The following is an 18,141-nucleotide window of genomic DNA, read 5'->3' as shown; positions in this document are numbered from 1 at the left end:
ACTAATTTTCGTCTTTTTTTAGTGTCAATTCTACCTTAGTTCCGCTTCTATCTTCAAAGGCATCTAAAACCACCACAGATATTTTATCCTGATACATATCATTTAGAATGGCAATTCTATTTTTAATCGTACTCATTCCTTTCGATTTCTGTTTGAGTTGGTTCTTCGTTTTCATTTCTATTGACTTTTCCCTTCCAATTCCATCGTCTTCAATTAAAATGGTAATAGAATCATTGTTTTTAGGAAGCATTGAAATTTGAAGTTTTCCTTTTTCTTTTTTATATCGAAGCCCATGCCAAATGGCATTTTCTATATATGGTTGCAATAACATTGGCGGAATCGAATATTCATCTAAAGGTATACTTTTATCTATATTGATATTATAATCAAACTTATCTTTAAATCGGTTGTGCTCTAACTTCAGATACAGTTCTAACAACTCTATTTCTTTGGTTAACGGTATAAAATCTTCATCTGAATTTTCTAACACCGAACGCATTAATGCTGAGAACTCTGATAAATATCTATTTGCGCTTCGTTCATCATTTACTGCAATAAAACTATTCACAGAGTTTAATGCATTGAAAATAAAGTGCGGATTCATTTGTGATCGCATCGATTTCAATGCTAATAAGTTATTTGCTAACTTTTGTTGTTTATTCGTTCTAAACATAAAATACACCAACAAAATCATTAATAAAAAACCTCCGATTAATGAATAAATAATCCATTTTTGACGTCTGTTACTTTCCTCTACTAATTGCTGGTCTTTGTATGCTAAACTTATTTTACTATCTGTTAATTCTTTATCTTTTTCTAAACTTACTATTCTATTTTGGTTATCTGAAATACGTTTACTAAAACGTTTTACTTGTTGAATTTCTTGTTCTTTACGTGAATACAAAGTATCCACCAATTCTACATAATCTTGATACGTTTTTAAGGCTTCCGTATAGTCTCCAACCGTAGCATATACTTCCGACAAACGCTTAGTAGCATCTTTTTGAATGATTAAGTCTTTATTTTTATCAGCGTCTGCAATACTCTTTTTTAAATACGGAATTGCTTCTTCATATTCAGATTTTTGCATGTAGGCATTTCCTATTTTATAGTTGATTTTTTGCGAGGTTATAGAGTCAACCAAAGACTCTTTATTTTTTGCCTCAACAACTATATCATCTGCTTCTTTTAAGCTCTCTTTTCGCAACTGAATTTCTTCATCGTATCGTTGAGATTTGTTATAAAAATCGGCTACTTTTTGTTGTTCTTTTAAGGAACGTTTTTTATTTTCTTCAGATGCTAGCTTTAATGAGTTTTTATAATACCCATCTGCTTTTTGAGTGTTCCCTTGTGCTGCAAAAACTTCTGCCAGTTTAGAGTTTAAATCTGTTATTTTAGGAGTAATTAAGTTCTTTTTCGCAATCTCCAATGCTTTTTCATAATTAACTTTTGCCTGATTGTAGTTCTTTTGCGCTAGATACACATCTCCCAATCCTTGATATGCAGTTAGACTCAAATAGTTATTTAATACTCCGCTTTGTAAGCTTTGTAAATAGTTTTGTTCACTACTATTATAATCTTCCGATAAAAATGCTGTTTTTGCCAATTTTAAACGAACTCTAGGCGAATTTACTTCTTGTAAAGAAATTTGATAATTCTCAATTGCTAAGTCGTATTGTTTCCAATAAAAATATACATCTGCTAATTCTTTAAATACAGTAGCTCTTTGATTTTTACTGGGGCTTGTTAACAATGTTTTTTCAATAAAAGACAAACTTTTATCGATATCTTTCTTTTTATAAAACTGAACAGAATCTAAATATTGTAAATATAAACCTGTTTGCTTTCTTGTACTATAAGAACTTAGTTTTGATTTTCTTTTAGGTGTAAACCCTTCAACCTCTACCTTTATATCTTCATCATCTTTAATCGTATAAAAAACACGATTAAAATTAGGATGTGATACTTCTAATTGACTTCCTGCTGTAGCTTTTACAGTATAACTTCCTGTTATTTCAGAAAACCGAAAAGTTCTTCCATTTACTTCTACGCTCGCATCTTTAATAGCTCGTCGCGTTTCTTTACTCACTACTTGAACTTTTACTAAAAATTCTTTAGATGTGTTTACCTCTGTTTGAGAAAAAACAGCGAATGAAAGGAAAAGAAATACTATGTATATTTTTTTAATCATTTATAGGATAATATTCAATAGCATTAAAATTTTTATTAGTTAAATCAACATAAAAATAATGTATTTGTAGTTTATCTTCTTCTGACTTTATACTTTCTGTTGTTTTAAAATACAGTCTTTTATTTTCAGCTAACTCCTTAACATTTATTACTTTTTGTTTTTGAGGTGAAATTTTGATAAAATTCGTACCATCAATTTTACTTAAGTACAAACTTATATCATCCTCATAACCGAGTTTTTTATCATCATTAGTATCGCTATCAATAACTTTATACATCAATATTTGCTGTTTTGTAACATTAAATATCTCTCTTAAAAAGCTTACAGAAGATATCTGAATATTTTCTTTCGTTAATGATGTAAACTTATCTGATCCTAATTTCTGAAATTTAAGATTAATCATCATTCCATTAATTTCGTTATCATAGAAACCTGTCAAATGATATGTTTCTCCTCCTTTACTTGAAGAAAAATAACTTTTATTTACTTCCTTATTATTTCCATATCCTACAGGGTGTATAAGATAATTTGTACTATCAATATGTATAGGTAAATCAGCTATTTTAATTAAAGAAGCATCGACTTTAATTTCTTTTTTAGCTTTATCTAAAACTGTTATTTCATTAGCTTCATTTTTAGTTTTCGACTTACAGCTCGAACATATAATTCCTAAAAAAAGGAATATTAAAGTTACTTCTTTTCTCATGTTCATTAATTTTTTATTTGTGTAAACATACTCACAAAAACCCACACAAAAAAACACCCAAACCACTAAAACACCATAAAAAACAGTCAAAAAATAGGGATTACTCATTTAGTTAATCATTTCCCTAAACGAAACAACCTGTTCACTCATTCTGGATTTTTTAAGAAAAAAGTTGGACGTAATTTTGAATAGAAATTAACACCAATCAAACTTATACCCAATTAATAACTAAAAAATAAAAATTATGAAAACGCACACATTAAAAGTATTTTTCTTTTGCTTAGTATTACTAACAACAGCTACGTTTGCTAATGAAAAGCAACCTACTAAAAAAGCTAAAAAACAAACCGTAAAAGTTGCTTTGTTACTGGATACCAGTAATAGTATGGATGGACTCATTAATCAGGCTAAAGCGCAACTATGGGAAATTGTAAATGAGCTATCGTATGCAAAAAGCAATGGTATTACTCCAAATTTAGAAATTGCGCTATATGAATACGGAAATTCAAGTTTATCTCCTAAAGAAGGATACATCCAACAAGTTTTACAATTTACGAGTGATTTGGATGAAATTTCTGAACATCTTTTTTCTTTAAGCACCAATGGTGGAAGTGAATATTGTGGACAGGTAATACAAACTTCTTTAAACGAATTGGATTGGGGAGCTAATAAGCGTGATTTAAAAATGATTTTTATTGCGGGAAATGAACCTTTTACACAAGGAAAAATTAATTACAGAGATGCTATTACCAATGCCAAAGAAAAAGATATTACCATAAATACTATTTTTTGTGGTGACTATAATCAGGGAATTACTGGAAGATGGCAAGACGGAGCTATTTATGGAGGTGGTGATTATATGACTATCAATCAAAATAAACACATTATACATATTGTAACTCCATACGATAACGATATTATTATTTTAAACAAACGTTTAAATGACACCTATATTCACTATGGTTCTTATGGATATTCTAAATACAGCAACCAAGCGAAACAAGACATGAACGCTGAGAGTTTAGATGAAGCTGTGGTGGTAAAACGTGCCGTAACTAAAAGTTCTAAACTATATAAAAATGCTGAATGGGATTTAGTAGATGCTTCAGAGGAAAAAGAAATTGATTATAGCTCTTTAAAAAAGAAACAACTTCCGAAGCAGTTACAAAATAAATCTGCTAAAGAGATTAAGGTGTATGTGGAAAAAAAACGTGAAGAGCGCGCTAAAATTCAGCAAAAAATTCAAGAGTTAAACAAAAAAAGAAAAACGTATGTTGCTAAAAAACAACGTGAAAGTTCTAAGAAAAATGAATTAGAAAGTGTTATGATTAAAGCTATTAAAAAACAAGCGAAAAAGAAAAATTACTCTTGGTAGTTTTGATTGGGGTTTGGTTAGTTGAAGCGGAGTTTTTACTCCGCTTTTTTATATCTTCATTTCGACCAACGAGAGGAATCTCATTCAAAGAAACAGTAAATATTTTTAATAAACAGAATCAAAGCCCTACAGGTTTCTCACTTCCGTTACACTACAGTTCGAAATAACATTTCGTTTATTTTACTAGCAAATCTTGCCCAATACTAATGTTATTATCGCTTAACCCATTTGCTTCTTTTAATTGCTGTACCGAAATATTGTATCTTCTTGAGATAGAGTACAGCGTATCTCCTTTTTGAACTTTATGAGAAGTTGTTTTATACGTTGGTGTTTTCGCTGCAAAAGAGCCATTCCTCCTTACTCTATCGTATTTATCTAAACCATACTTTCTAATAATAGAAATCAATTTTTGAGGATATTTTCTGTCCGTTGCATAGCCTGCTCTTTTTAGTCCATAAGCCCAACCTTTATAATCTGTATGTCTTAATCTAAATAAACTTGCATATCGTTTACGGGTTAGTAAAAACTGTGAGTGATCTTCATACGAAGTTTCAGGGTATTTATATTTTCTAAAACACTCTCCTTTTTCATCATCATCATGAGTTACACTGTTACCTTGCCAACCTCTATGGCATTTAATTCCGAAGTGATTGTTTGACCTACGAGCCAACTGGCTTCTTCCACTCCCCGATTCTAATACTCCTTGCGCTAAGGTGATACTAGCAGGAATACCATGTTCGTGCATTTTTTTTACCGCTATCGGTGCAAATTTTTGAATATATGCCTCGGTATGGTTTGTCGTAGTTTTTATTGGTTTTTTTATTTGCTCTAACTGTGGTAACTCAGGCATTTTTTCTTCTCTGGGTTCTAAAACCACTTCGTTTGGTGTATTTTTCACCACATTTTTACCCGATCCGCAACTTGTAAATATTGCTGCACATACTACTAAAAAAACTACCTTTATTCTCATTAAACCTTTATTAACTCTTTATTTTTATTCTTTAATTTCTTATTTACTCCTGCTATTCCTTGCAAACCTCCTGTATGAATTGCTAGTATTTTACTGTTTTTCGAAAACATATCTTTTGATACTAAATCTAGTATTCCAAATAACATTTTTCCTGTGTAAACAGGGTCTAACAAAACACCTGTTTGCTCTTTAAATTCATTTATAAAACGGATTAACTCCTCAGAATATTTTCCGTAGCCTCCAAAATGATAGTTGGTTTGTAAACTCCAATTTTCACTTCCTTTTACATAAGGTTTTATTTCTTCTACTAAAAAGTCTCCTTTTAGTGCAGGAAATCCAATTACTTTTTGATGATTTTCGGCTGAATTTATCAATCCAGAAATCGTTCCTCCAGTACCTACTGCGCAACAAATATAATTGAATTTTTCATCTTCATTTGTTAAAACCTCCTCGCAACCTTTTACAGCTAAAGCATTTGTTCCTCCCTCTGGAACCAAGTAAAAATCACCAAACTCTTTTTTTAATTGATTAATGAATTCTTCGGAAGTTTTATTTCGATAAGCTTCTCTGGTAATAAACTTAAACTGCATTCCGTTTTCGGAAGCATTTCTCAAGGTTTCATTTTGTAAAAGTGTTTTCGTTACATCCTTTCCTAGTTCATCACCTCTAATAATTCCGATGGTTTTAAAACCTGCCATTTTTCCTGCAGCAGCAGTAGCTGCAATATGATTTGAAAAAGCACCTCCAAAAGTTAGCAAGGTTTCTTTTCCTTGTCGTTTTGCTTCTGCAATATTGTACTTCAGTTTTCTGAATTTATTGCCTGAAACAAATGGATGAATAGTGTCTTCTCTTTTTATAAAAAGTTCAACACCTTTTGTTGTTAAAATAGGTAGATGAATTTGTTGATTTTCTGGTATGGGAATTTCTAGTTGAAACAGCATTTTAAAAAGTTATCAATGCAAAAATAAGCCTTTAATCTATTTTTAGCTTATACCCTACTATACCAATAGTAGTTTTTTAAAAAAATTAATAACATAGTAGTGAAAAGTATTAACTAACCGTGCCGTAATATCAGCGACTCGTGCCGTGGTGTCAACGGAGCATGCCGTAGTGTCTGCGGAGCATGCCTTGATATTAGCGACCCGTGCCGCGGTGTCAACGGAGCACGCCGTGATATCAGCGACCCATGCCGCAGTGTCAACGGAGCATGCCGTGATATCAGCGACCCATGCCGCGGTGTCTTCGGAGCACGCCGTGATAGTAGCGACCCATGCCGTAGTGTCTTCGGAGCATGCCGTGGTATCAGCGACCCGTGCCGTGGTGTCAACGGAGCATGCCGTGATATCAGCGACCCGTGCCGCGGTGTCAACGGAGCACGCCGTGATAGTAGCGCCCCAATAGCGAAACTATTCAATAAAGTGTGTCAACTTGCTTTTAGTTTTCTAAATTAAGACATCAGAGATCGTTAATAACGACTAAAACTACTTTTAGTACCTAAATTGCTGAGCTTATGGGTTTCCGTAAGAAAATTAAATTATTATTAATAAGTTCGTAAAGTATAAACAAACATAAAATACAACTATAAACCTACCATAACTGGAGTATAACGATGTATAAACAAGTTGGTGTTCATTATCCACGAAAACTTAAAAATTGAAAAAAAATAAAATGAAAAAAAAATTAATAATACTCGGAATAATTGGAATGTTCATTGGAGGAGTTTTACTTTACAATAATCATATAGAAAATAAATACCCAACCTCTAAATCATCTCATAAAAAGGAAACAAGCACCTATTTCAGTAATGAAAAAGCAGCTTATGCTGCGCAAAAATTTGTTGAAAGACAATTGAAATCTCCAAGTACTGCAAAATTTCCTTCGTTGAACAAGTCAAAGGTTGAAAAGTCAAATAATGAATATAAAATATCATCTTATGTTGATTCTCAAAATGGTTTTGGAGCTATGATTAGAAGTAATTATACTGTAAAATTAAGAAAAAAGGAAAATGGAAATATTTCACTTATAAATATAAATATAAAATAAATGAAATTAAGCATTTTAGAAACTTTATATAAAAATATTTAAAATGTTAAAATTTATATTGAACATAAATAGTCTTAAATCCTGAAAATAAAAAACAAACACCAACACGGTATATATTTTATTGCTTTTTTTAGTCTACTTACGAAAATCCTCGCGGATTTTGAACTGCACCCAAAAAGTTAGACACTATTCAAACGTGTTTTTATGGGAAGAAAAGTCAAGTATAGTTATGAATTTAAACTTCGTTGTGTAAAGCAATTTGGGAACACTCAAAACTAAAACAGAAATCTATGAAAAAAATAATCCAAATTATTTTTTTGACTTTTATTATTTCGTGTAGTAATAAATCAAAATATGATTACTCTATAATAAATGAAGATATTGACAGAGGGTTTAATAAAACGAGCGTTGAAATCAGATTAAAAGAAGAAATAAGTGAAGCTGACTTAAAGAACATTGCGTTAGAAATTAAAGATAGCAGAAGTGATTATGACAAAGTTTGGATTTTTTACTTTTTGCCTGGACAAGAACCTGGAAATGGAGCTTGGGCAACTACTCACTTCAAACCTGAATTGAATGTGGAAATTTTAGGAGCTACTAAAGAAGCTTCATCTGAAATGAATACGACTAAAGTTTCGGGAGAAATACTAAACTCTTGGTTTGAAAATGATGCAATGCTTCCAAATAAAAAGTATTTAGTAAAAGAAAACGGAAAGTTATTTATGAAATCAATTTATCCAAAAAGCAAATTAACCGGAGATGGTGGAGAAATGAAAGAAGAAGTTTTTGAGAAAAAAATGAAAAACGGAATAACCCGATATAATTACGAAAATAATCACGGAGAATATTATTTGATTGAAAAAAATGGAAATTTAGGGTTATATAATGATTCTGGAAAATTCAAAGAAGCGGAAAAAATAGAATAAACCGAATAAAAACTGCTGACAACACCGTTTCCTATGAAAAGTACTAGTCCAGTTCTCCAAATTTACTATTTTTATTTTTTAATTCTTACATAATATTGATTTTAGGGTGTTGAATTGTTGAGTGCTCTTGTTTTGATGAACTTTAAAGATGCTCAACTTACTGCTTTTTCATGGATGCTATAGAGAGCCATTAGGTGTAACTTGGAAAACTTACCAATTTTTGGTACTTTTGAGTAAATATTTGAATTATGAGTAAGAACACATCAATATCACTCGGAAATTATTTTGACCAATTTGTAAGTAGCCAAGTTTCAGCTGGACGATATAAAAATGTAAGTGAAGTAATTAGAGCTGGACTTCGGCTTTTAGAAAACGAAGAAAGTAAAGTAATCGCTTTGAAAAATGCAATTCAAGAAGGAATTGACAGCGGTATTGCACACGATTTTGACCCAGAGAAACATCTTCAGGAATTAAAAGCTAGACATAAAAAGAATGGCTAAATATGAACTGACTAACAAAGCTGTTGAAGATTTGACTGGAATTTGGGAATACACGATTAAAAAGTGGTCTGAACAACAAGCTGACAGATATTATAACTTACTATTAGATAGTTGCCAATATATTGCTAATAATCCTGATTTAGGAAAAAATTACGAAGGAATAACCAATGACTTATTCGGACTTAAAACAAACCGACATATCATTTTTTACCGAAAGCGAATTAACCTACCGATTGAAATTACGAGAATTTTACACGGACAAATGGATTTAAAAAATAGAATAACCAAATAAAAGAACTACGCACAACAAAGAACTGAGGTAAAAAACAAGTAAATTTTATACTTTTTTAAACCAAAATACTTTTATAGTTTATATCATTCGATAAATCATTTTTTACTATTGCAAAGGCTTGTTTTAGCAGCTTATTACATAAAGTTATCAATGCAAAATAAGTCTTTAATCTATTTCTAGCTTATATCCAACTCCATGAATGTTGGTTATTTTTATAGAAGTGTCATCTTTTAACTTTTTACGAAGTTTAGAAATATAGGTATCTAAACTTCTCCCAACTATTACTCCGTTGTCTTCCCATACTCTTTTAGTAAGTTCTTCTCTTTTTATAATTTCGTTGGGCTTACTGATAAAAATTTCTAGCAATTCACATTCTTTTTTAGATAAACTAATTTCGGTTGCCTGCTTTACTAATTTGTTTTGCTCAGGATAAAACTCAAAACTCCCTAAGGTTAACACAGTATTTAAATTATTCGTTGTAATTGTTTTGTTTTTTCTCTTTTTTTGATATACCATCCCTACAAGTACTAATAAAAAAAATAGTAATCCGTAGTAAACAAACTCACTGTTGTTTGACGTGCTTGTTTTAAGAAATTTAACTTCTATAAAATAACAACCTTGGGGTAGTACTCTTCCTTTACAAGGGATTATTGCTTTTTCTTCCTTTTTCCGCATTTCATAACTGTACACCACTTCCTTATCAGCACAATTTTTAACTTCTAAAATGTAGTTCATCGGAAAGTTAGAAACCTTAAAACTTCTATTTACAATAGCTACCAAACCATCAGGTTCTATTTGTAACGTATTTTGAAAACTAAGCTTAAATGTTGATTCATTTAGCTGTTGCACAGGTAAAACTAGCGAAGTAGCATCTGTATTACTCAGCAATAACTCGTGTCCCACATTTCGTAAAGAAACCTTTACACGCTCTGAAAAGTTATCATTGACAACACATGAAGTAAACAGTGTTGTTATAACAAGTATACCTAACACTACTTTATTGTATATTAAATTGCTGTTCTTACTCATACGATTTACAAATATCCTACTTTTCAGTTGCTTTAAGTAATAGTTGACATTTCTTTTACACTTTTTTGACATTTTCTTCCTCTCGTCATTACTGTAAAGGTTAACTAATCTGTTTATTGAAAACACACGATTTTGAGATTTCTCAGTCGCTCATAAAATCGCTTATTCGAAATAACATTATTTTACTATATTTAAACTCTAAATAAAATTACCAATACTTATACTTTCCCTTAATTAACCCTACCACAAAAGAGTATATCAGTAATTTACTGTATTTTAATTGGTATAAAATAGTATAAAAACATGAAAGAGGGATTGATAAAAGATACTTACGAACTTATTTTAAAGGAAATACAAACAATTGTTACAATTTCTTATATCCTTATTGTTGGGATTGGAATGCTTTTTACTTTTCAAAAATATTCTGAATTTGGAATTAATATTTTTGACTATGCAGATATTTTTGACTTTTTAATTGCTCCTTTTTCAGATTTCAAAATATTATTATTTTCTACAATCACAATAGTATTAGTTTTAATCTTATTTAAGTTTGATAATATGTTACTAAGAAAGTATCCTAAAGCATATTCAAAAATGAATTTTGGTTGGGACAAAAAAAGCTGGTTTGATTTATATAGGTTTACTGCACTTTCTATTGTTTTTATTTCCTACTTATATATTTCTGCTGATTTTTACGGTAAATTCACAAAGAAAGAAACTAATAGGAGTTCACCTATAAACCTAAAATACTCTGACAATGAAGTTATAAGAGGGGTAGTAATTGGAAAAACAAAAGACATCCTATTTTTATTACAAAATAAGACTGTTAAGGCAATACCTATCAACTCAATAGTGAAAGAGTTTGAAATAAAATAAGGTAATTACTACTACCGTTTTATATCGCTCGTATTATTTATTGAAATGGGAATAATTAAACGTTGTTGCTCCTAAAAATAGATGTTTTTTCGGTTATAACTAACTTAATTAGGAGCTAGCCGCAGTTTGTTTTTTACTCGTTATAAACAGATATTTCCCCCTCAACTTGCTCCCATTCTTCCATGAGTTTATCTACTTTGGCTTTTTTTGCTTTGTAGTTTTCAAAAAAGTTAGGACGTGCAGATACTTCATCGTAATTCTGAGCTAATTCTAAATCTATTTTTTCTATTTCAGTCTCTAAATTTGCGATTTGCGTTTCAATTTTATTAAGCTTGTTTTTTAGCTTTTTTAGCTCTTTTTCTTGCTCTCTCGATAATTGATACGCTTCTTTTTTTGAAGTGCTTTTATCTTCTTTAATTACGGTTCTTTTTTCAGCATCACGCAAACTTTCCATTTTATGTTGCTCTAAGAAGTAATCGATATCACCTAAATATTCTTTTATTTCGCGGTCTTTAAATCCGTAAACTGTAGTGGTTAATCCTTGTAAGAAATCACGATCGTGCGATACTACGATTAACGTTCCATCAAAATTTTGCAGTGCTTTTTTCAACACATTTTTAGAAGCTATATCTAAGTGGTTAGTAGGCTCATCCATTATTAAAACGTTGAATGGCGACAGCAATAACTTACACAACGCCAAACGGTTTCGCTCACCTCCTGATAGCACTTTGGCTTTCTTATCTACCGCTTCTCCACCAAACAAAAACGAACCTAACATATCTCGTACACGCATTCGGTTACTATCCGTAGCAGCATCTTCCATAATTTCTAGTACCGTTTTCTCTGCTGGTAATTCTTCCGACTGATTCTGTGCAAAATATCCTATTTCAACATTATGCCCTAGTTTTAAATCTCCTTCAAATGGAATTTCTCCCACCATCATTTTAGCTAACGTAGATTTTCCTTGTCCGTTTTGTCCTACAAAAGCGATTCTACTATTGCGCTCAATCAACAAATCTACATCTTTTAAGACCTCTTTTTCTCCGTAATTCTTGGTTAAATTTTCAGCTTCAACAATAATTTTACCAGGTTCTTTTGATATGGCAAAACGAACATTCATTACTGAATTATCATCTTGATCTACCTCAATACGCTCAACTTTTTCTAATTTTTTAATTAGCGATTGTGCCATGGAAGCTTTGCTCGCCTTCGCACGGAATTTCTCAATTAGTTTCTCGGTATGCTCTATTTCCTTTTGCTGATTTTTCTGTGTTTGTAACTGCTTTTCTTTAATTTCAGCTCGTAGTTTTAAAAACTCAGAATACGGTTTTTTATAATCGTAAATTTGCCCTAACGAAATTTCTATAGTACGATTGGTTACGTTATCTAAAAACATCTTATCATGCGATACCAACACAATAGCTCCAGCATAGTTTTTTAAGAAATTTTCTAACCAAATAATCGATTCGATATCTAAGTGGTTGGTAGGCTCATCGAGTAATAAGATATCATTATTCTGAAGAAGGAGTTTAGCGAGTTCGATACGCATACGCCAACCTCCAGAAAAGGTATCTGTCAACTTATCAAAATCTTCTCGTTGAAACCCTAAACCTTGTAATATTTTTTCAGTTTCTCCTTGATAATTGTAACCTCCTAGTAATTCGTAACGTTCTGTTTTTTCGTTTAAATCAATAATTAACTGATTATACGACTCACTTTCATAATCGGTTCTTTCAGCTAATTGTCGGTTTATCTCATCTAAATCTAACTCTATTGCTTTAATTTCAGTAAATGCTTGATAGGCTTCTTCTAAAATAGTTCTTCCGTGAACAAAATCAATATCCTGACGTAAAAACCCGATACGCACATCTTTATCAAATGCTAGCGTTCCACCACTACTTTCAATATCTTTTGATAAAACTTTTAATAAGGTAGATTTTCCTGCTCCATTTTTTCCAATCAATCCAATTCTATCTCCTTTTATTAATTTAAAAGTGATTCCGGAGAACAAATCTGTTCCCATAAATGAAACTGATACATCGTGTACGTTTAACATATTTTTAGCAAATTACTTTGGTTTTGTAACTAGAGTTACAAACGATAGTTTTATTTTTGTTGAAATTTGTGCAAACTTACAAAAAGCAAATAGTTAATCGAACTTAATACCTATAAGAAATGTTTGGAAAAGGAAGTAAATTGTATAGTATTTTTAATGGTAAATGTCCTCGTTGTCATGAAGGAGAGTTTTTTAAATACAAGCTTAACTTCAACCCTAAAAAAGTTACTACATTATACGACAACTGCCCAAAATGTAATTTAAAATACATGATGGAGCCTTCTTTCTTTTTTGGTGCAATGTATGTTAATTATGGTTTAGCAGTTGCTCTTTTTGTTGCTATTTTTATCATTGCTAAAGTATTTATTGGACTATCTATTTTACATAGTTTCATTGCTATTGTTGCTGTTTCTTTGATTCTAACACCTGTTACCTTACGACTTTCAAGAATTATTTGGATTAATCTTTTTGTGAGTTATAAAAAAGAGGCAAAAGAATTACGATCAGAAAAATAATAAAAAACAAAAACGACTTCCTAATCACTTAAGAAGTCGTTTTTTTCTATACAATACACTCTATTATTCTTGTCTGAATCTTTCAATATCTATTTCTTTATCTAACTCTTCATTGCTTTCAAGGTGATTAAAGAGGTTTTCAGCTACAGTTGGGGCTACCATTACACCTCGCGTACCTAAACCGTTTAAAACGGCTAATTTTGGATACTTTGGGTGTTTTCCTACTAAGGGTCTTCTATCTTTAACTGTTGGGCGTATTCCTGCTGATTGCTCTATTATTGTATATGGAACAGATATAACTTTTTGTAGTTTATCCTCCAGCTCTTTTCTTCCTTCTTCTGTTGGAATCGAGGTTTTATCTGTCCAGTTAAATGTTGCTCCTATTTTATAAGTATCGTTACCTAGTGGCATTATAAAAACACTACCTTTTAATAAAAAATCTATTTTCAATTCAGGAGCATGTATTGTTATCGTTTCTCCTTTGGTTCCATTTAGAGGTAAATAATTAAAAAATGGATTTTTCTTCAAACCAAACCCTTCACTAAACACAATTCTTTTTGCTGTGATGTCTTCGTATGTAACTATTTCTTTTTCAATCTTTACTTTTGAATAGTCAAAGGCTTCTTTTACTAGACTTTTTAATGATTTAATATATTCTTTATAGGTTTTCACCAATAGAGGCGTATCGATTCTCCCTGTACCTTTTAGTTCTCCAAATCCATAATCACCTATAATTCCTTTTATTCTTTCTTTTGAAATTTCTGGATTCATGTAGTAAGATAACATTGGTTTATCATATGCTATGAACCAATTGTTTTCATCTCCTACACTCGTAAATACTTTTTTAGTGCTAAACTTATAATCTAAGGTAAGTTGTAACTTTTCTTCTAATTCTTTATAAAAAGGGATTGCTTTTTGCAATTGTTCATGTCCGTTCCAAACTGGAGTAAATCGTTTTAAAATTACGGGATTGTAAACCCCACCAGCAACTACCGATGATACTTGTGAGTTATTTTCAAAAACTATAAAGCTTTTGTTGTTTTTTATTAATTGTTCTGTAAAAGCTATTCCTGATAACCCTAAACCAACGATGATATAATCTACCTCTGCATTCATAATTCAAAAGTACTACTATTGCAATAAAAAAGAGCTTGCAATGCAAGCTCTTTCTTTATCTTTTACTATTGAATTAACTAGCTCTCCATTCATCACAGTAATCCCAACATGCTCGTACACTTTTATGTGATGGGTGATGTAACGGTGGATGATAATCTGCTCCCCCACTTGGGTCTGTACATGAACATCCTTTTCCTTTAACTGCATTCAAGTTTGATTTAGATAACTTAGTCACTCCTTCTAGTTCTAGAATTTTTCCTATCATAATATATAAATTTTTAAATTATCAACTAATATATTATCTTTTTACTTAAAATACAATAATTATATATGTTTTTTTTATTAACCCTGAAATACTATTATTACAACAAAAAAAGAGCTTGCAATGCAAGCTCTTTTTTTATATAGAAAAGGAATATTAGTAATTCCACATATCCATTTCCCTATTACGGATACCTTCTTTAATCCTATTTGCTTCTAATAATTGAAATAAAGAGTTACCACGAACATAATCAGAAATTGCTCTGTCTCCATAAATATTCTCCTCTCTCAAGATAGTAGAGTTGAACCGTCTGGCATTTAACAAGTTGTCATAAGAAAGTGGTTGAGCCGAATTTTCTGGATTGAATACTTTAGATTCATGTAATGTTTCACGAGCATCTGGGAAAAACACCCAAAATAAAGGATATACACTTTCGCTATCATCAATTTCTTCAACTCCCATCACTTGTACATCTGGTCCCATTGGAGCCAAAGCTAATAAACGATATTTTAACTCACCTTGACGTTTATCAAAATACCAAATACCTTTCAATTTAAACCCTTTTATATCAAGAGATTGCACGTAATAGTCATCTACATAATCACCATTTTGTCGTTGGTTATAGGTCATCAATTTAACCTCTTCCATCCCTATTTTTGTAGTGAAGTAAGAATCATTATAAACCTCTGTAATTTCACCGTTTTTAATCCCTTTTAATAGGGTATCAAATAAAGAGCGCCTTGTTAACCCAGCATTCATAGTATCAATTGGGTAATAATAAGGAAGATTTATTTTTTGATTTAAATCTACATATTCCCACACCACTTTAGACCACAATACATCTCTATCACTAATAAAGCCATAAGGAAGTGGTTTGTCATCTTCTGAAGCAATTTGAGCTTCAGATTTAAATCCAATTTCATCTACCTTTTTTGCATTTAAAAGGTTAGCTTGGGCATTTGCATAGCTTGTTGCTGCAAATACGAATAAAACCATATAAAAACGCTTCCAATTCATACTTTCTTATTTTTACTTATTAATTTGTAATTTCTACACTAACAGGTAATACTTTTTTGATTCTATAATTAGATCCTGAAACAGATGCTTTGATATCAAAAATTGTAATTACATCATTTCTTCTTGCCTTAGTAATTGCCGCTTTAGCTCTTGAGTTCATAGATCTTCCATTCACAGGAATAGCAACTTGCCCTGGTACCTTAATTTTAAAGCTAGATACGTTTAGTTTTAAATCGAATAAGAAATCTGGTAAACCAGCTGCTACACTTATTCTTCCTAAACTAGTTTTAGGCATTTTTACTGTACCGTATTGACCTCTAACCATACCTACCGCTGGTGGTATGTCTTTAATTCTAAATTTCTTAACAGAACGTACACCTTTTGATGCACCTGTTGGAGTTCCAGTAACTACAATGTTTACCTCACTACCTTTACCTGGATACATAGCATACTTATCTCCTCTAACTCTTTTCAGTCCTGGAGCTCTTGCACTAACTTTGTTTCCTGGTACTCCTGGAATAGAAATTGTTAATGGATTAGATAAACCACGGTATACAACATTCATCTTGTCGGCAGAAACTAACGCTTCGTTTGGTCTAGGAATTACAGCATAAGCTCCTTTGATATCAATCTTTACAATAGAATCACCTTCTTTAAATTGGAACTCTCCTTTTAACTCCTTATCTCCTACATTTCCTGCTGGACCATCTAAAATAACTTGTCCTGCTTGAATTTTTTCTTGCTCAACTTCTTTATCATTAATAATAACTTTCTCAGCAGTTAAATTAGGGTCTTTTTTTCCTAATACAATTCTACCTGATAAGTTTTCTCCTGGATAATAAGCACTCTTATCGAAAACAACCATTGCTTCATACTTGGTCATAGATACAGCACTTTGTAATTCTCCTTGTAATAAAGCTGTTAAAGCGTCTGATTCTGTGGCTTTAATGTCTGCTTGGATTTGAGTTAACTTAGTTAAAGATGCAATTAAAGGAAATCCTTCAAAATGATATTTTAACCAGTCAATTTTTTTACCATCTTTGTTTTCTTCTTTGGCTGTACTAAAGCGAGTTGCAATTACATCAGCTACCTCTGTACCTTCTAAAGCTGTTACTGCATCGTTTCTGAAAGCATCAATCTTAGCTACAAACTCTTGTCCTGCTTTTGATATTTTACCTCCTTTAAAGAATAACTCATCTAAAAACTTAGATTTATCCATTGTTTCATACGCTTCCTTGTCTTCTAAATCACCAGTCATTTGGCTCTTTAAGTCTCCTACGTAAGCATACAATTCATCCGCAGCTACTTTTAACTTATCAGTTTTCTCTTTAGCTTCACCATACTGTTTAGCTTGTTCTGCTGCTTTTTGAGCTAACGTTTCGTAAGCTGTTTTATTTTTCTCAGTAGCCTTTTCGTTTGCTACTGTTAACTTTTCATTCATTAATCCAAAGGCTGATAATACCTCTTTACTCATATTCATTGCTAACATTGCAATAAACACTAAGTACATAAGGTTAATCATCTTCTGCCTTGGTGATAGTTGTCCTCCTGCCATATTAATTAGTTTGTTTAGTTAATAAATTAGATAAACTAATTAATTATTTATTAGACATTGCAGTTAACATTCCTCCATATACTCCATTTAATGAAGATAAGTTTGTTGCTAACGATTGCATTTGTTCTTGTAAACGTTGAGAGTTCTCTACCATTGCAGAGTTTAAATCAGCTTGTCTACTAGCACTTTCTACTTGTGTTTGATATAAACTGTTTAAAGACTCCATTTGAGCTGCTGCTCTAGACATTTGCTCATTGTAACTATTAGTAGCTGAAATTGATTGAGAAGCTGAAGCTAATGGCTCTACTGCTCCTTGGAAATTTTTAATGCTATCACCTAAACGAGAAACTAATTGAGCATCTAATTTAGCTTCACTTAAAATATTATCTAACTTTTGAGATAACATGCTTTGTGCTTCTTCTGGTGATGCTTCTTTGCCTTTTATTCCTAATGATTGACCAGATGCTAATTCTGGGTATACTTTTGTCCAATCTAAATCGTCTTCAACTGCTTCAAACGCTGACAATGCGAAAACTGCTGCTTCAACAATCATACCTACCATTAATACTTCATTTCCAAAAGGCCAGTGTAAAATTTTAAATAATGCTCCAATAATAACTACTGCGGCTCCTAAACCGTAAGCCATATTGAACATTTTCTTAGTTGATTTTGATTGTGCCATAATTCTTGATTTTTAAATTTTGGGGATTAA

General features: G+C 31.4%; 18 protein-coding genes. 7 read left to right on the top strand and 11 right to left on the bottom strand.

What is annotated here, in order from left to right:
* Position 1: 1 nt before the first annotated feature.
* Positions 2–2,191 carry a tetratricopeptide repeat-containing sensor histidine kinase gene (locus tag C7448_RS04610; RefSeq protein WP_115900199.1) on the bottom strand — a complete coding sequence of 730 codons (2,190 nt, stop codon included), beginning with the start codon at positions 2,189–2,191 and terminating at the stop codon, positions 2–4.
* Positions 2,184–2,897 (bottom strand): hypothetical protein, encoded by a 714-nt coding sequence (locus C7448_RS04605; protein WP_147300495.1) that lies wholly within the window; start codon positions 2,895–2,897, stop codon positions 2,184–2,186. Before C7448_RS04605 ends, C7448_RS04610 begins: the two co-directional genes overlap by 8 nt.
* 244 nt (positions 2,898–3,141) lie before the next feature.
* Between C7448_RS04605 and C7448_RS04600 the strand changes: the two genes are divergently transcribed.
* The gene (locus C7448_RS04600; RefSeq protein WP_115900197.1) at positions 3,142–4,272 is read left to right on the top strand and encodes a vWA domain-containing protein; all 1,131 of its coding nucleotides are present in this window, start codon (positions 3,142–3,144) and stop codon (positions 4,270–4,272) included.
* A gap of 175 nt (positions 4,273–4,447) precedes the next feature.
* Here the strand turns inward: C7448_RS04600 and C7448_RS04595 are convergent, their stop codons facing one another.
* Positions 4,448–5,242, bottom strand: a complete 795-nt coding sequence (locus tag C7448_RS04595) for a glucosaminidase domain-containing protein (RefSeq protein WP_115900196.1) — start codon at positions 5,240–5,242, stop codon at positions 4,448–4,450.
* Complete coding sequence (locus C7448_RS04590; protein ID WP_115900195.1) at positions 5,242–6,183, bottom strand: 1-aminocyclopropane-1-carboxylate deaminase/D-cysteine desulfhydrase; 942 nt, start codon at positions 6,181–6,183, stop codon at positions 5,242–5,244. Before C7448_RS04590 ends, C7448_RS04595 begins: the two co-directional genes overlap by 1 nt.
* Positions 6,184–6,910: 727 nt before the next feature.
* Here C7448_RS04590 and C7448_RS04585 point away from each other — a divergent pair.
* The 4 genes from C7448_RS04585 (at position 6,911) to C7448_RS04570 (ending at position 9,003) form a co-directional block, all read left to right on the top strand.
* Complete coding sequence (locus C7448_RS04585; protein ID WP_115900194.1) at positions 6,911–7,285, top strand: hypothetical protein; 375 nt, start codon at positions 6,911–6,913, stop codon at positions 7,283–7,285.
* A gap of 290 nt (positions 7,286–7,575) precedes the next feature.
* Entirely contained in the window at positions 7,576–8,211 is a 636-nt protein-coding gene (locus tag C7448_RS04580) for a hypothetical protein (protein ID WP_115900193.1), read from the top strand.
* 248 nt (positions 8,212–8,459) lie between these two features.
* On the top strand, positions 8,460–8,711 hold the full coding sequence (locus C7448_RS04575; RefSeq protein WP_115900192.1) for a type II toxin-antitoxin system ParD family antitoxin: 252 nt from the start codon (positions 8,460–8,462) through the stop codon (positions 8,709–8,711).
* On the top strand, positions 8,704–9,003 hold the full coding sequence (locus C7448_RS04570; RefSeq protein ID WP_115900191.1) for a type II toxin-antitoxin system RelE/ParE family toxin: 300 nt from the start codon (positions 8,704–8,706) through the stop codon (positions 9,001–9,003). Before C7448_RS04575 ends, C7448_RS04570 begins: the two co-directional genes overlap by 8 nt.
* Positions 9,004–9,168: 165 nt before the next feature.
* On the opposite strand, the gene C7448_RS04565 is transcribed toward C7448_RS04570, so the two are convergent.
* The gene (locus C7448_RS04565; RefSeq protein ID WP_115900190.1) at positions 9,169–10,032 is read right to left on the bottom strand and encodes a winged helix-turn-helix domain-containing protein; all 864 of its coding nucleotides are present in this window, start codon (positions 10,030–10,032) and stop codon (positions 9,169–9,171) included.
* Positions 10,033–10,335: 303 nt separating this feature from the next.
* Here C7448_RS04565 and C7448_RS16000 point away from each other — a divergent pair, with 303 nt between their 5' ends.
* The gene (locus tag C7448_RS16000; protein WP_245939432.1) at positions 10,336–10,908 is read left to right on the top strand and encodes a hypothetical protein; all 573 of its coding nucleotides are present in this window, start codon (positions 10,336–10,338) and stop codon (positions 10,906–10,908) included.
* A 133-nt stretch (positions 10,909–11,041) separates the two neighbouring features.
* Here C7448_RS16000 and C7448_RS04555 read toward each other — a convergent pair whose 3' ends face one another.
* Complete coding sequence (locus C7448_RS04555; protein ID WP_115900189.1) at positions 11,042–12,964, bottom strand: ABC-F family ATP-binding cassette domain-containing protein; 1,923 nt, start codon at positions 12,962–12,964, stop codon at positions 11,042–11,044.
* Between the two features lie 119 nt (positions 12,965–13,083).
* Here C7448_RS04555 and C7448_RS04550 point away from each other — a divergent pair, with 119 nt between their 5' ends.
* Positions 13,084–13,479 carry a DUF983 domain-containing protein gene (locus tag C7448_RS04550; RefSeq protein ID WP_115900188.1) on the top strand — a complete coding sequence of 132 codons (396 nt, stop codon included), beginning with the start codon at positions 13,084–13,086 and terminating at the stop codon, positions 13,477–13,479.
* Positions 13,480–13,542: 63 nt separating this feature from the next.
* Here C7448_RS04550 and C7448_RS04545 read toward each other — a convergent pair whose 3' ends face one another.
* From C7448_RS04545 to porL, 5 genes are all read right to left on the bottom strand, one after another.
* Entirely contained in the window at positions 13,543–14,595 is a 1,053-nt protein-coding gene (locus C7448_RS04545) for an NAD(P)/FAD-dependent oxidoreductase (RefSeq protein ID WP_115900187.1), read from the bottom strand.
* 73 nt (positions 14,596–14,668) lie between these two features.
* Positions 14,669–14,860 carry a hypothetical protein gene (locus C7448_RS04540; protein ID WP_115900186.1) on the bottom strand — a complete coding sequence of 64 codons (192 nt, stop codon included), beginning with the start codon at positions 14,858–14,860 and terminating at the stop codon, positions 14,669–14,671.
* A 153-nt stretch (positions 14,861–15,013) separates the two neighbouring features.
* Complete coding sequence (gene porN / locus C7448_RS04535) at positions 15,014–15,874, bottom strand: type IX secretion system ring subunit PorN/GldN (RefSeq protein ID WP_115900185.1); 861 nt, start codon at positions 15,872–15,874, stop codon at positions 15,014–15,016.
* Positions 15,875–15,893: 19 nt separating this feature from the next.
* The gene (porM, locus tag C7448_RS04530) at positions 15,894–17,429 is read right to left on the bottom strand and encodes a type IX secretion system motor protein PorM/GldM (protein WP_115900184.1); all 1,536 of its coding nucleotides are present in this window, start codon (positions 17,427–17,429) and stop codon (positions 15,894–15,896) included.
* 43 nt (positions 17,430–17,472) lie between these two features.
* On the bottom strand, positions 17,473–18,111 hold the full coding sequence (gene porL, locus C7448_RS04525; RefSeq protein WP_115900183.1) for a type IX secretion system motor protein PorL/GldL: 639 nt from the start codon (positions 18,109–18,111) through the stop codon (positions 17,473–17,475).
* Positions 18,112–18,141: the final 30 nt, after the last annotated feature.

Origin of the sequence: Tenacibaculum gallaicum (assembly GCF_003387615.1) — a bacterium.
Taxonomy (GTDB): domain Bacteria; phylum Bacteroidota; class Bacteroidia; order Flavobacteriales; family Flavobacteriaceae; genus Polaribacter; species Polaribacter gallaicus.
The sequence above is the reverse complement of the archived record's forward strand: the minus strand, read 5'-3'. Positions and strand labels throughout refer to the sequence as shown.

Excerpts from the sequence above, each read along its gene's own strand:
- C7448_RS04610 (WP_115900199.1), bottom strand. The coding sequence starts at position 2,191 with ATGATTAAAAAAATATACATAGTATTTCTTTTCCTTTCATTCGCTGTT.
- C7448_RS04605 (WP_147300495.1), bottom strand. The coding sequence starts at position 2,897 with ATGAGAAAAGAAGTAACTTTAATATTCCTTTTTTTAGGAATTATATGT.
- C7448_RS04600 (WP_115900197.1), top strand. The coding sequence starts at position 3,142 with ATGAAAACGCACACATTAAAAGTATTTTTCTTTTGCTTAGTATTACTA.
- C7448_RS04595 (WP_115900196.1), bottom strand. The coding sequence starts at position 5,242 with ATGAGAATAAAGGTAGTTTTTTTAGTAGTATGTGCAGCAATATTTACA.
- C7448_RS04590 (WP_115900195.1), bottom strand. The coding sequence starts at position 6,183 with ATGCTGTTTCAACTAGAAATTCCCATACCAGAAAATCAACAAATTCAT.
- C7448_RS04585 (WP_115900194.1), top strand. The coding sequence starts at position 6,911 with ATGAAAAAAAAATTAATAATACTCGGAATAATTGGAATGTTCATTGGA.
- C7448_RS04580 (WP_115900193.1), top strand. The coding sequence starts at position 7,576 with ATGAAAAAAATAATCCAAATTATTTTTTTGACTTTTATTATTTCGTGT.
- C7448_RS04575 (WP_115900192.1), top strand. The coding sequence starts at position 8,460 with ATGAGTAAGAACACATCAATATCACTCGGAAATTATTTTGACCAATTT.
- C7448_RS04570 (WP_115900191.1), top strand. The coding sequence starts at position 8,704 with ATGGCTAAATATGAACTGACTAACAAAGCTGTTGAAGATTTGACTGGA.
- C7448_RS04565 (WP_115900190.1), bottom strand. The coding sequence starts at position 10,032 with ATGAGTAAGAACAGCAATTTAATATACAATAAAGTAGTGTTAGGTATA.
- C7448_RS16000 (WP_245939432.1), top strand. The coding sequence starts at position 10,336 with ATGAAAGAGGGATTGATAAAAGATACTTACGAACTTATTTTAAAGGAA.
- C7448_RS04555 (WP_115900189.1), bottom strand. The coding sequence starts at position 12,964 with ATGTTAAACGTACACGATGTATCAGTTTCATTTATGGGAACAGATTTG.
- C7448_RS04550 (WP_115900188.1), top strand. The coding sequence starts at position 13,084 with ATGTTTGGAAAAGGAAGTAAATTGTATAGTATTTTTAATGGTAAATGT.
- C7448_RS04545 (WP_115900187.1), bottom strand. The coding sequence starts at position 14,595 with ATGAATGCAGAGGTAGATTATATCATCGTTGGTTTAGGGTTATCAGGA.
- C7448_RS04540 (WP_115900186.1), bottom strand. The coding sequence starts at position 14,860 with ATGATAGGAAAAATTCTAGAACTAGAAGGAGTGACTAAGTTATCTAAA.
- porN (WP_115900185.1), bottom strand. The coding sequence starts at position 15,874 with ATGAATTGGAAGCGTTTTTATATGGTTTTATTCGTATTTGCAGCAACA.
- porM (WP_115900184.1), bottom strand. The coding sequence starts at position 17,429 with ATGGCAGGAGGACAACTATCACCAAGGCAGAAGATGATTAACCTTATG.
- porL (WP_115900183.1), bottom strand. The coding sequence starts at position 18,111 with ATGGCACAATCAAAATCAACTAAGAAAATGTTCAATATGGCTTACGGT.